This is a genomic window from Streptomyces ochraceiscleroticus, assembly GCF_000720485.1.
GTDB classification, from domain to species: domain Bacteria; phylum Actinomycetota; class Actinomycetes; order Streptomycetales; family Streptomycetaceae; genus Streptomyces; species Streptomyces ochraceiscleroticus.
Window position 1 is genome coordinate 1 of sequence record NZ_JOAX01000047.1, and the last position, 12,507, is coordinate 12,507.

General features: G+C 71.5%; 12 protein-coding genes. 9 read left to right on the plus strand and 3 right to left on the minus strand.

The annotated features are described in order from the left end of the window. A partial coding sequence (locus tag IG84_RS40345) for a hypothetical protein (protein WP_157849006.1) occupies positions 1–153 on the minus strand: 153 nt, incomplete at its 3' end. 133 nt (positions 154–286) lie between these two features. On the opposite strand from IG84_RS40345, the gene IG84_RS0135710 reads away from it, so the two are divergent. The 6 genes from IG84_RS0135710 (at position 287) to IG84_RS0135735 (ending at position 5,441) form a co-directional block, all read left to right on the plus strand. After that, complete coding sequence (locus tag IG84_RS0135710; RefSeq protein WP_051862831.1) at positions 287–1,672, plus strand: type III PLP-dependent enzyme domain-containing protein; 1,386 nt, start codon at positions 287–289, stop codon at positions 1,670–1,672. Between the two features lie 119 nt (positions 1,673–1,791). Continuing rightward, positions 1,792–3,153 carry an APC family permease gene (locus IG84_RS0135715; protein ID WP_031067130.1) on the plus strand — a complete coding sequence of 454 codons (1,362 nt, stop codon included), beginning with the start codon at positions 1,792–1,794 and terminating at the stop codon, positions 3,151–3,153. 224 nt (positions 3,154–3,377) lie between these two features. Further along, the gene (locus tag IG84_RS0135720; RefSeq protein ID WP_031067132.1) at positions 3,378–3,773 is read left to right on the plus strand and encodes a hypothetical protein; all 396 of its coding nucleotides are present in this window, start codon (positions 3,378–3,380) and stop codon (positions 3,771–3,773) included. After that, the gene (locus IG84_RS0135725; RefSeq protein WP_031067135.1) at positions 3,770–4,534 is read left to right on the plus strand and encodes a hypothetical protein; all 765 of its coding nucleotides are present in this window, start codon (positions 3,770–3,772) and stop codon (positions 4,532–4,534) included. The genes IG84_RS0135720 and IG84_RS0135725 overlap by 4 nt, the downstream gene beginning before the upstream one ends. Positions 4,535–4,571: 37 nt before the next feature. Continuing rightward, the gene (locus IG84_RS0135730) at positions 4,572–5,006 is read left to right on the plus strand and encodes a roadblock/LC7 domain-containing protein (RefSeq protein ID WP_078649865.1); all 435 of its coding nucleotides are present in this window, start codon (positions 4,572–4,574) and stop codon (positions 5,004–5,006) included. A 60-nt stretch (positions 5,007–5,066) separates the two neighbouring features. After that, a complete protein-coding gene (locus tag IG84_RS0135735) occupies positions 5,067–5,441 on the plus strand; it encodes a hypothetical protein (protein WP_031067142.1) in 375 nt (124 codons plus the stop codon). Between the two features lie 114 nt (positions 5,442–5,555). On the opposite strand, the gene IG84_RS0135740 is transcribed toward IG84_RS0135735, so the two are convergent. Beyond that, positions 5,556–6,428 carry a MurR/RpiR family transcriptional regulator gene (locus IG84_RS0135740; protein ID WP_051862832.1) on the minus strand — a complete coding sequence of 291 codons (873 nt, stop codon included), beginning with the start codon at positions 6,426–6,428 and terminating at the stop codon, positions 5,556–5,558. Between the two features lie 177 nt (positions 6,429–6,605). On the opposite strand from IG84_RS0135740, the gene IG84_RS0135745 reads away from it, so the two are divergent. Continuing rightward, positions 6,606–8,027, plus strand: a complete 1,422-nt coding sequence (locus IG84_RS0135745) for a purine-cytosine permease family protein (protein WP_051862833.1) — start codon at positions 6,606–6,608, stop codon at positions 8,025–8,027. Between the two features lie 283 nt (positions 8,028–8,310). On the opposite strand, the gene IG84_RS0135750 is transcribed toward IG84_RS0135745, so the two are convergent. Further along, positions 8,311–9,693, minus strand: a complete 1,383-nt coding sequence (locus IG84_RS0135750) for a cystathionine beta-synthase (RefSeq protein ID WP_031067147.1) — start codon at positions 9,691–9,693, stop codon at positions 8,311–8,313. Between the two features lie 202 nt (positions 9,694–9,895). On the opposite strand from IG84_RS0135750, the gene IG84_RS0135755 reads away from it, so the two are divergent. Beyond that, positions 9,896–10,921: an SGNH/GDSL hydrolase family protein gene (locus IG84_RS0135755; protein WP_031067149.1), complete on the plus strand. Its 1,026-nt coding sequence runs from the start codon at positions 9,896–9,898 to the stop codon at positions 10,919–10,921. Between the two features lie 236 nt (positions 10,922–11,157). Further along, the gene (locus tag IG84_RS0135760; RefSeq protein ID WP_031067152.1) at positions 11,158–12,378 is read left to right on the plus strand and encodes an acetyl-CoA C-acetyltransferase; all 1,221 of its coding nucleotides are present in this window, start codon (positions 11,158–11,160) and stop codon (positions 12,376–12,378) included. Positions 12,379–12,507 lie beyond the last annotated feature (129 nt).

A 12,507-nucleotide genomic window follows, 5' to 3' on the forward strand; every position in this document is an offset into this window, starting at 1 on the left:
GCCGGTGCCGCCGTAGACGACGAGCTTGTCCGGGTGCTCGGCGACCTCCGGGTCCAGGTTGTTCTGGAGCATCCGCAGGGCGGCCTCCTGCTGCCAGCCCTGGGCGCTCAGTTCCGTACCACGCGATGCTCGCACGGGTCGCGGTCCTGACATGCGCTGCCTCCTGCCCTCGGCGGTGCCCAGCACCCCACGGCACTGGATCGATATATTCACATCTTGTATCGAGTGAATATGGCTAGTCAATGGCGCCATGGCGGAGCCGCCCGTCAGGTGATGGAGTGAAGTCATGACCTTCACGGGCTTCACCGACAGTGGTACGGACTACAGCCGTAAGGACGACCGCGGTACGGAGCGGACCGCGCGGCGCGAGCGGGCGGTCGCGGCGGCGGTGGCGCAGGGGCTGGTCGGCCCCGACGTCCCGATCATCGGGCTGCTGGACGTCGCCGGCATCCGGGCGGGCGCCGAGGCGCTGCGGGCCGCGTTCGCCGCGGTCACCGACGCGCCGGTACTGCACGCCTTCGCCGTCAAGGCGGCCCCGCTGGTCCCCGTCCTGCGGCTGCTGCACGAGGCGGGCATCGGGGCCGAGGTCGCGAGCCCCGGCGAGCTGGCGCTGGCCAGAGCTGCCGGGGTGCACGCCGCGCACACGGTCCTGGACTCGCCCGCCAAGACCCCCGCCGAGCTGCGCGAGGCGCTCGCGCTGGGCATCGCGGTCAACGCCGACAACCCGCAGGAGCTGGCCCGCATCGACGCGCTGGTCTCCTCGGCCCCCACCCGCTCCCCCCTCGGGCTGCGGGTGAACGCGCAGATCGGCGGGGGCAGCATCGAGGCGCTGTCCACGGCGACCGCGACATCGAAGTTCGGCGTCGCGCTGCGGGACGAAGGGGCCCGGCAGTGGGTGATCGATGCCTACCTGGCGCGCCCCTGGCTGACCCGGCTGCACACCCACTCCGGCTCCCAGGGCGTGCCCCTGGAGCTGATGGCGCAAGGTGTGCGGGCGGTGTACGAGCTGGCCGAGGAGATCAACGAGGCGGTGGGCCGGCAGCAGATCGACACCATCGACATCGGCGGCGGCCTGCCGGTCAACTTCGCCTCCGACGCCGACGACCCCACCCACGAGGCGTACGCACGGGTCCTGAAGGAGCAGGTGCCGGGGCTGCTGGACGGGCGGTACGGCCTGGTCACCGAGTTCGGCCGGTCGCTGCTGGCCAAGCACGGCACGGTGCTGGCGCGGGTGGAGTACGCCAAGAGCTCCGGCGGCCGGCCGATCGCCGTCACCCACGCGGGCGTGCAGGTGGCCACGCGTACCGTCTACGCGCCGGCCGCCTGGCCGCTGCGGATCGCCGCGTTCGACGCCAAGGGGCTGCCGAAGAGCGGCGGGGAGCTCGCGCAGGACGTGGCGGGCCCGGCCTGCTTCGCGGGCGACCTGCTCGCCGAGAACCGCACGCTGCCGCCGCTGGCGCAGGGCGACTACGTGGCGGTGCTGGACACCGGCGCGTACTACTTCGCCCACCACTACGCCTACAACAGCCTGGCCCGGCCGGCCGTGCACGGCTTCGCCGAGGGCGCGGACGGCTCGGTCGGCTTCGCCACGGTCCGCCGGTCCCAGACGCTGGAGGAGATCGTCGCGGAGGCCGGCGGCGGCGCGGAGCGGGACGCCCTCGGCCGCCTCTGAGGGCCCGCGCAGGGCTCTGGACCGGAAAATCCGCCGGCTCTGAAGTTGCTCAACTCCCGCTTCGGGCCGGCGGCCGCGGGCAGTACCTCCCCCACATCGACTCTCGGGGGAGGTACCTGATGACGGACACCACCACGCCGGGCCCCGCCGCACCGCCCGAGGAGACCGGCCTCAAGCGCGCCATCGGCCCGAAACTGCTGATCCTCTTCGTGATCGGCGACATCCTCGGCACCGGGATCTACGCCACCACCGGCAAGGTCGCGGGCAAGGTCGGCGGCGCGGTCTGGCTGCCATTCGTGATCGGCTTCGTCGTGGCGATCCTGACCGCGGCCTCGTACGTGGAGCTGGTCGGCAAGTACCCCAGGGCGGCCGGCGCCGCGCTGTACACCCAGAAGGCGTTCAAGGTTCCCTTCCTGACCTTCATCGTCGCCTTCATGGTGATGTGCTCGGGGCTGTCCTCGGCGAGCGCGGCGGCCCGCGCGTTCGGCGGCGACTACCTGGCCGAGTTCACCGACGCGGTGCCGCCTACCGTCGTCGCGATCCTCTTCATCCTCGTGCTCGCGGCGCTCAATCTGCGCGGCGTCTCGGAGTCGGTGAAGGCGAACGTCGTGCTGACGCTGGTCGAGGTGACCGGGCTGCTGGTGATCCTGGCGATCGGCGCGTACGCGGTGCTCACCGGGGGCGGGGAGCCGGGGCGGCTGGCCGACTTCGAGGCGTCCGGCAGCGGCGGGTACGCGCTGGTCACCGGCGTGCTGGGCGCCACGGCGCTGGGCTTCTTCGCGTTCGTCGGCTTCGAGGACTCGGTGAACATGGCCGAGGAGACCCGGGACCCGGTCCGCACCTTCCCGCGCGCCATCTTCATCGGCGTGGGCGTCACGGGCACCGTCTACGTCCTGGTCGCGCTCGTCTCGTCACTGCTGGTGGACCACCGCACGCTGGAGAAGTCCAGCGGGCCGCTGCTGGAGGTGGTCAAGGCCGGCGGTCTGGACTTCCCGCCGAAGCTCTTCGCGCTGATCGCGCTCTTCGCCGTCACCAACTCGGCGCTGATCAACATCATGATGGCCTCGCGGCTCTGCTACGGCATGGCCAACGAGCGCATCCTGCCCAGGGCGATGGGCCGGGTGCTCGCGAAGCGGCGCACCCCCGTCACCGGCATCGTCTTCGTCTCCCTGCTGGCCATCGGCCTGGTCTGCACGGGCGAGATCGAAGGGCTGGGCGACACCACGGCGTTCCTGCTGCTCTGCGTCTTCGCTGTGGTCAACGTCGCGGTACTGGTGCTGCGCAAGGACCGCGTGGCGCACGCCCACTTCCGTACGCCGACGGTCCTGCCGGTACTCGGCGCGCTGACCGCCCTGATCCTCGCGAGCCCGCTGGCCGACCGCCCGGCCGAGGTCTACATCCGGGCCGGCGTCCTGCTGGCCATCGGCCTGGCCCTGTGGGCGGTGAACAAGGTGGTGCTGAAGTTCCGGGGCGAAGGCTGATCCCGCGGCGCGTCCGGGGCCGCGGCCCGGCAGAGTGTGCGGATAGGGCGACCCTCCGGTCATGCGATGACATGTACCGGTCGCACCGTGGCGCACTCTGTCGGGCTGCGGCATGTTCCGTCGAAAAGTGCCCATAGCCTCCACTTCGTCCCGCACGGTACGTAACCTCTCGGCCACAGCTGCAGAGCTGGGCGCCGCACGCCGTGGCGGGGAGAGGAGTCCGCGTGCCCGGGATCGAGAAGTGCCTGCTCCACGCCATGGAGCTGCCGGGTGCCCGTGGGGCCGCCATCGTGGACTGGATCAGCGGACTCGCCCTCGGCACCGTCGGGGAACCGTCCGGGGCCGATCACGAGACCACCGCGGCCGAGACCGCCGAACTGGCCCGGATGGCCGCCGAGTACTCGGCGTTCGCCCCGGCCGGGCCGGACCGCCCGGACAAGGAGCCGCCCGTCCAGGACCTGATCCTGATCACCCGTACCGACTTCCATCTCATCCGGTTCGTCGAGACCACCTTCGACAGCAGCGTCTTCCTCCACCTGTGGCTGGACCGCGACACGGGCAACCTCGCGCTCGCCCGCATCCGCCTGCAGAGCATCGCCGAACGGCTGGTGCTCGGATGAAGGCGGCCCTCTCCCCGATGCTCGCGCGACTGGCGGACGAACGGGCCACCGGTGTGCTGGTCCGCGACCGCGGCGCGCTCTATCTCGCCGACGGCCAGGTCGTGCACGCCGAGAGCCCGGAGGCGCCGGGGATCGACGTCCTGCTGACCGCCTGCGGACGGCTGCCGCGGGCGGGCTGGGAGGAAGCGGTCGAGCAGGCGGGTGCCCGCAACGAGGTGGGGCGCTTCCTGGTCGACAGCGGCCGGCTGGCCGGCGGCGAGCTGGAGATCTGCCACCTGGGCGCGCTGTTCGACGCCGCCTTCTTCGCCCTGACGCCGGGAAGCGGGCCGACCCGCTTCCGCTACGGCGTCTCGCACTGGATCGGCCCGGTGCGGCCGGTGCCCGCGGCGACCGTGACCCGCGAGGCGTCGCGCCGCCGGGCGTTGCTGGCCGCCGTCTGGCCGTACCCCGACGTCGACAGCGCCCCCGTGGTGCCCCGCGCGCCGACCACCGGCCGGTGGATCACCCGCCGGCAGCGGAGCGTGCTGAACCTCGCCGACGGGGTCCGCACCCCCGAAGCCATCGCCCGGGCGCTGGGCCGCCCGGCATTCCCCACCCTGCTCGACGTCCGGCGGCTGGCCGCTGGCGGGCTGGTGGAGACACCCGCCGGCCCGGCGCCGCCCCCGACACCCCCGGCCCCCGCCTGGGTCGCCAGGGAGTACGCCGCCACGGACATCGCCCTGTTACGCCGGCTCCGTGACGCTCTGGAGGAAAGCCTGTGACCAACCACATGAACCCTTGGGCCGTCCGTTCGCCGTCATGAGGCGCGCCCTGAGACAGCGCGCCGAGAGGAGACAGCTGATGACGGCGGAAGCCGATGTGCTCGGTGAACTGATCGGACTGCGGGCCCGTCTGCCGCAACTGACCGGCGCACTCGCGGCAAGTACCGACGGCCTCGTTCTTGCCCAGGACGCCGCCGGGACCGAGGCGGAGAGCGTCGCCGCGCTCACCGCCGCGGCCCTCGGCGTCGCCCTGCGGCTGGCCGAGGCGACCGGCCAGGGGGACTTCCGGGAACTGCTGATACGCGGCGAGGACGGCTACATCGCGACCTACGCGGCGGGCTCGTCGGCCGTCCTCACGCTGCTCGCCGAACCGCGCACCAACGTGGGCCGGCTCCATCTGGAGGCCCGCAGGTCCGGTGCGCGCATCGGCGAACTGGTCGACGGCGCCCTGGAACGACTGGAGAACGGCTGATCCATGACCGCCACCCCACCACCACGAAAACCCACCCGACGGAAAGGAAGTGTGCCTCTCATGGCCAACACCGAAGCCGCACTCAAAGATGCGATGACCTCCATCGAGGGCGCGCTCGGCGTCGCTCTCGTCGACTACTCCAGCGGCATGGCCCTGGGCACCATCGGCGGCAGCAAGGACCTCGACCTGTCGGTGGCCGCCGCGGGCAACACCGACGTGGTCCGCGCCAAAGTACGCACCATGGAGCAGCTCGGCCTCAAGGACGAGATCGAGGACATCCTGATCACACTCGGTACGCAGTACCACCTGATCCGGCTGCTCAAGGGCCGGGGCAACAACGGCCTCTTCCTCTACCTGGCGCTGGACAAGGACCGCTCGAACCTGGCGATGGCCCGCCACCAGCTGCGGAGCATCGAGGCGCAGTTGGAGGTGTGACCTGCGCAGCCGGAGGCGGACCTGCTCTGAAGGCGACGGCGCCGCACCTCGCCGGTGCGGCGCCGCCCGCGCCTGTCCTGGGCCGGCGCCGCCCGTCCGGGCGCCGCCCGCGGGTCACTCCTCGAACAGCCCGCGCGCCGCCGCCCGCGCATCGAACGCCTCCAGGCTGGCCTGGGCGTCGGGCAGCGCGTCGCACATGGCCTCCAGCAGGACGCGGCCGAGGAGCATGGGGGCGCAGACCGTGTCGAAGGCCAGCCCCGTGCCGACGGCCGCGGGCAGCATGAGATCGGTGTGGCGGGCGACCGGGGCGAAAGCGCTGTCGGCGACGGTGACGACGGTCAGCCCGGCGGCGCGGGCGTAGGCCAGCGCCTCGATCACCTCGCGGGGATGGCGCGGCAGCGCGAAGCAGAGCAGGACGGTCGCGCCCGCGCGCACCGCCCCGTCGATCCGGTCGGCGAGCATCGAGCCGCCCTCGTCCAGCAGCCGCACGTCGGGGTGGACCTTGCTCGCGAAGTACGCGAAGCCCGCGGCCTGGCCCATCGCGGCGCGCAGCCCGAGCACCGGCAGCACCGGGGAGGCCGCGAACAGCCGGGCGGCCTCCTCTATCGGCGCGGGGTCGGCGAGCGCCGCCGACAGCTCCTGGAGGTTGCCGATCTCCTCCTGTACGGCCTGCTGGTACTCGTTGAGCGAGTCGGGGGCCGGCGCGGCGCGGTCCGGGGCGACGTCGCGGAGGTGGCGGCGGAGCGCCGGGTAGCCGTCGAAGCCGAGGGCGACCGCGAAGCGGGTCACCGAGGGCTGGCTGACGCCGGCCAGCTCGGCCAGCTCCACGCTGGAGAGGAACGGCGCGTCGGCGGCCCGGCGCACCATGCAGTGCGCGATCCGGCGCTGGGTCGGCGTGAGCCGGTGCCCCTCGAAGAGCTTCTGCAGCCGCGCCGCCGCACCGGCGGTCGCCTCGGTGGCGCCCTCGCCCCCGTTGTCCCCGCTCATCGTGTCCTCTCGGTCCGGTTCCGGCGTGTGCTCCGCGTGTGCTGCCCGACTCTACGTAATCCCCGGCGTGACCTGCCCGGGCCGGAGCCGTAACCAGCGTTTTACTCCAGCCTATTGCATTTCCATTCACCGACCCCTAATCCTGAATGAATTCATGCAGCGAGAGAGGGACGACCCATGGCAGGCGTGGTGGAACAACGCTCGATCGACGTCGTACCGGACTCCGAACGGCACGGCACGGCCTTCAGCCAGTTCACGCTCTGGCTGGGCGCCAACCTCCAGATCACCGCGGTGGTCACCGGAGCGCTGGCCGTCGTGTTCGGCGCGAACGCCTTCTGGTCGCTGATCGGGCTGCTGCTCGGCAACCTGCTGGGCGGCGCGGTGATGGCCCTGCACTCGGCGCAGGGGCCGCGGCTCGGCCTGCCGCAGATGATCTCCTCGCGGGCCCAGTTCGGGGTGCGCGGCGCGGTCGTGCCGCTGGCCCTGGTCATCATCATGTACATCGGCTTCTTCGCCAGCGGCACCGTGCTCGCCGGGCAGGCGGTCGGCCATCTGACCCACCTCGGGGACACCACCGGGATCATCGCCTTCGGCGCGATCACCGCCTTCGCCGCGGCCGTCGGCTACCGCCTGATCCACGCGCTCGGCCGGATCGCCGGGCTGGTGTGCGCGGTGGCCTTCGTCTACCTCGGCGTGCGCCTGCTGGAGCGGACCGACCTGGCCCTCCTGCTGCACGACCGCGCCTTCGACTTCCCGGTCTTCCTGCTGGCCGTCTCGCTCTCCGCGTCCTGGCAGCTCGCCTTCGGCCCGTACGTCGCGGACTACTCCCGCTACCTCCCGCGGCACACCTCGGCCCGTGCGACCTTCTGGTGGACGCTCTCCGGCTCGGTGCTCGGCTCGCAGTGGTCGATGACCTTCGGCGCGCTGGCCGCGGCCGCGGCACCCGCGGCCTTCGTCGGCCACGAGGTCTCGTACATCGTCGGACTCGGCGGCACGGGCCTGATGGCCGCAGCGCTCTACTTCGTCATCGCCCTCGGCAAGCTGACGATCAACGTCCTGAACACGTACGGCAGCTTCATGTCGATGGTGACGAGCATCAGCGGCTTCCGCGGACAGCGCACGCTCTCGCCGCGCGGCCGCAGCCTCTACTTCGCCGGGATCATGGTCGTCGGCACGGCGGTGTCCCTCCTCGGCAAGGACTCGTTCCTGACCGCCTTCAAGGACTTCCTGCTCTTCCTGCTGACGTTCTTCACGCCCTGGTCGGCGATCAACCTGATCGACTACTACCTGATCTCCAAGGAGCGCTACGACCTGGACGCCCTGCACGACCCCAACGGCCGCTACGGCGCCTGGAACGCCAAGGCGCTGGCCGTCTACGCCATCGGCGTCCTGACCCAGCTCCCGTTCCTGGTGACCCACTTCTACACGGGTCCTCTGGTGGCCCCCTTGGGCGGCGCAGACATCTCCTGGCTGATCGGCCTGGCAGTACCGGCGTGCCTGTACTGGCTTCTCAACAGGGGCAACAGCGCCCCGTCAGGGGCGCGGGGAACTGCGCGAGCAACCACGACGGCGCCGCACGAGCCCACCGGCAGCAAGTAAAACGGCGCGGGGACCGCCGCACCCCGGCGCGCAAGCGCCAGGGGCGGGACGACGGCGGTCCCCGCGAAGGACGCGGACCGGGTCAGGGCCGGTCGGACGCGTCCTGGCGACCTGGAGTCCGGGAGCCGCTCCGAAGTCCTTGTCGCCGCACTGATTAATCTGCCCGACCAGTGTTAAGTCCGTGCTGCGTCCGCGTGACGCATACGTACACCTTGCGTCGACCGCCCTTTTCCTCACGGCCACCTGACGCGCAGTCGGCTCACGAACCCCACCTGACCTGGAGCTACTTCGCTCCGTGGGCCAGGAAGGCCAGCAGGTCCTGCCGGCTGACGACCCCGGTCGGCTTGCCCTCCACGAGGACGATCGCCGCGTCCGCCCGCTCCAGTACGGCCATCAGGTCGGCGACCGGCTCACCGGCACCGACCTGCGGCAGCGGCGCGGACATGTGCTTCTCCAGCGGGTCGGAGAGCGAGGCGGTCTGGGTGAACAGCGCGTCCAGCAGCTCGCGTTCCACCACCGAGCCGATGACCTCGGCGGCCATCACGTCCGGGTGCCCGGCGCCCGGCTTCACGATCGGCATCTGGGAGACGCCGTACTCGCGCAGCACCTCGATGGCCTCGCCGACGGTCTCCTCCGGGTGCATGTGCACCAGTTCGGGGATGCCGCCGTGCTTGTTGTGCATGACGTCGGCGACCCGGTCGGTGTCCCCGGTCTCCAGGAAGCCGTAGTCGTTCATCCAGTCGTCGTTGAAGATCTTCGAGAGGTAGCCGCGGCCGCTGTCCGGCAGCAGGACCACCACCACATCGTCCTCGCCGAGCCCCTCGGCGGCCTTCAGCGCGCCCACCACGGCCATCCCGCAGGAGCCGCCGACCAGCAGGCCCTCCTCCTTGGCCAGCCGCCGGGTCATCTGGAAGGCGTCCTTGTCGGAGACCGCGATGATCTCGTCGGCGACGGTGCTGTCGTAGGCCGTGGGCCAGAAGTCCTCGCCGACGCCCTCGATCAGATACGGGCGTCCGGAGCCGCCGCTGTACACCGAGCCCTCCGGGTCGGCGCCGATGACCTTGACCTTGCCGTCACTGACGTCCTTCAAGTACCGCCCGGTCCCGCTGATGGTGCCGCCGGTGCCCACGCCCGCCACGAAATGCGTGATTCGGCCGTCGGTCTGCTCCCACAGTTCGGGCCCCGTGGACTCGTAGTGCGACCGCGGGTTGTCCGGATTGCTGTACTGGTCCGGCTTCCAGGCGCCGGGCGTCTCGCGTACCAGCCGGTCGGAGACGTTGTAGTACGAATTGGGGTGGTCGGGGTCGACGGCCGTGGGGCAGACCACGACCTCGGCGCCATAGGCCCGGAGAACGTTGATCTTGTCCGTCGACACCTTGTCGGGGCAGACGAAGATGCACTTGTAGCCCTTCTGCTGGGCCACGATCGCCAGGCCGACGCCGGTGTTCCCCGAGGTCGGCTCCACGATCGTGCCGCCCGGCTGCAGCGCGCCGGACCGCTCGGCGGCCTCGATCATGCGCACCGCGATCCGGTCCTTCACCGACCCGCCCGGGTTGAAGTACTCGACCTTGGCCAGGACGGTGGCCCGGATTCCCTCGGTCACATTTTTGAGCCGCACGAGCGGGGTGTTGCCGACCAGCTCAATCATGGATTCATAAACCTGCACGGTGGTCTCCGCGGTAGGGGGCGCGCTGTCCTGCGCCCGTCCGGCCAGCCTATTGCGCTCACCCCCACAGGGCAGGCGCGTTGCGGCGAAGGCCCTGCGGGGCAAGACGTTCTTGACACGAGTTTCGCGAGTCCGCGGGGCGCGCGCCGGGATTCACTCCCTTCGCACGCCCCGTGTACGCACTGCGGGAGGTGCCCGGCCGATGCCGATGACCATGTCCAGGGCGAGGGTGGCACGCCGGATCGCCACGGCCGCGGCGGTCGGCAGCGGAGGGGTCGGGCTGCTCGGCGTCGCCGCGGTCGGCCTGCTCCTGACCGAGGTGCGGCTCGCCCGCCGTACGGTCGGCGGTGCCACCGAGCTGCCGCCGCCCGCCGACGGCCGCTACGGCGCCGCCCTCTGGTACCGCACCGACCGGCCCGCGCTGCGGCTCGGCTTCCTCGGCGACTCCACGGCGGCCGGGCAGGGCGTCACGCGGGCGCGCCAGACGCCCGGGGCGCTGCTGGCCTCCGGCCTTGCCGCGGTCGCCGAGCGCCCGGTCGACCTGCGCAATGTCGCGCTGCCCGGCGCCCAGTCCGACGACCTGGAGCGCCAGGTGACGCTGCTGCTGGCGGACGGCCCGGCGCCGGACGTCTGCGTCATCATGATCGGCGCGAACGACGTCACGCACCGGATGCCGTTCGCCACCTCCGTCCGCATGCTGTCGGAGGCGGTGGCCCGGCTGCGTGAAGCGGGGTCCGAGGTGGTGGTGGGCACCTGCCCCGACCTCGGCACGATCGAACCGGTGTACCAGCCGCTGCGCTGGGTGGCCCGGCGGCTGAGCCGGCAGCTCGCGGCGGCGCAGACCATCGGGGTGGTGGAGCACGGCGGGCGGACGGTGTCGCTGGGCGACCTGCTCGGCCCGGAGTTCGAGGCGAACCCTCGGGAGCTGTTCAGTTCGGACAATTACCACCCCTCGGCCGAGGGGTACGCGACCGCGGCGATGGCCGTACTGCCCACGCTGTGCGCGGCGCTCGGCCTGTGGCCCGAGGACGAGGAGCGCCCGGAGCCGGCGCGGCGCGAGGGCTTCCTGCCGGTCGAGGAGGCGGCGGCGCAGGCGGCGTCCGAGGGCGGCACCGAGGTCGCGGGCAGCCGGGCACCGTGGGCGCTGCTCAAGCACCGCAGGCGGCAGCGGATCGCGGTACAGGAGGCCGAGGAGCCGACGGCGGAGGCCGAGGAGCGGGCGCCGTAGCGGGCCGGGCGGGTGCCGCCCCCTTGCGCGGCACCCGCCCGATGGGTGAGCATCCGCTCAGTACGGAGGTAAGCAGCCGCTTAGAAAAGAGGTCCGCATCACAGCGCAGGGACCGTGACCTTCGCTGTACGTGCAGGTAGCTTCCCTCTGTGTCCTGAGCCGCCCACCCGTCGCCCGACCACCGCCCCTCAACGAGGCGCTCCGCGCCACCCCTTCTCATCATCTGGAGCCGTGTGATGCCCGAAGCCGTGATCGTCTCTGCCGCCCGCTCCCCGATCGGCCGCGCCTTCAAGGGCTCGCTGAAAGACCTGCGCCCGGACGACCTGACCGCCGAGATCATCAAGGCCGCGCTGGCCAAGGTCCCCGAGCTGGACCCGACGGACATCGACGACCTGATGCTCGGCTGCGGCCTGCCCGGCGGCGAGCAGGGCAACAACCTGGGCCGCATCGTGGCCGTGCAGATGGGGATGGACCACCTCCCCGGCTGCACGATCACCCGGTACTGCTCCTCGTCGCTGCAGACCTCGCGGATGGCGCTGCACGCCATCAAGGCGGGCGAGGGCGACGTCTTCATCTCGGCCGGTGTGGAGACCGTCTCCCGCTTCGCCAAGGGCAACTCCGACAGCCTGCCCGACACCCGCAACCCGCTCTTCGCGGAGGCCGAGGCCCGCACCGAGGCGGTCGCACAGACCGAGGGCTCGACCTGGCACGATCCGCGCGAGGACGGCCTGGTCCCCGACCCGTACATCGCGATGGGCCAGACCGCGGAGAACCTCGCGCGCCTCAAGGGCATCACCCGCCAGGACATGGACGAGTTCGGCGTGCGGTCCCAGAACCTCGCCGAGCAGGCCATCAAGAACGGCTTCTGGGAGCGGGAGATCACCCCGGTCACCCTCCCCGACGGCACGGTCGTCTCCAAGGACGACGGCCCGCGCGCGGGCGTCACCCTGGAGGGCGTGCAGGGCCTCAAGCCCGTCTTCCGCCCCGACGGCCTGGTCACCGCGGGCAACTGCTGCCCGCTCAACGACGGTGCGGCCGCGCTCGTGATCATGTCCGACACCAAGGCGCGCGAGCTGGGCCTGACCCCGCTGGCCCGGATCGTCTCCACCGGCGTCTCCGGCCTCTCCCCCGAGATCATGGGCCTGGGCCCGGTCGAGGCGTCGAAGCAGGCGCTGCGGCGCGCGGGCCTGTCCATCGGCGACATCGACCTGGTCGAGATCAACGAGGCGTTCGCCGCGCAGGTCATCCCGTCCGCCCGGGACCTGGGCATCGACGAGGACAGGCTGAACGTCAACGGCGGCGCGATCGCGGTCGGCCACCCCTTCGGCATGACCGGCGCCCGCATCACCGGCACACTGATCAACTCCCTGCAGTGGCACGACAAGCAGTTCGGCCTGGAGACCATGTGCGTCGGCGGCGGCCAGGGCATGGCGATGGTCATCGAGCGGCTGAGCTGAGCCAGTTCGGGACGGTACGTACCAACTGAGCTACGCACAGCGACGATCGGTGATCCACGTCACCACGTGACAAGATCGTTGTACCGGCTCCCCCAGGATTGTGACCAACACCCTGGGGGAGCCACGTTT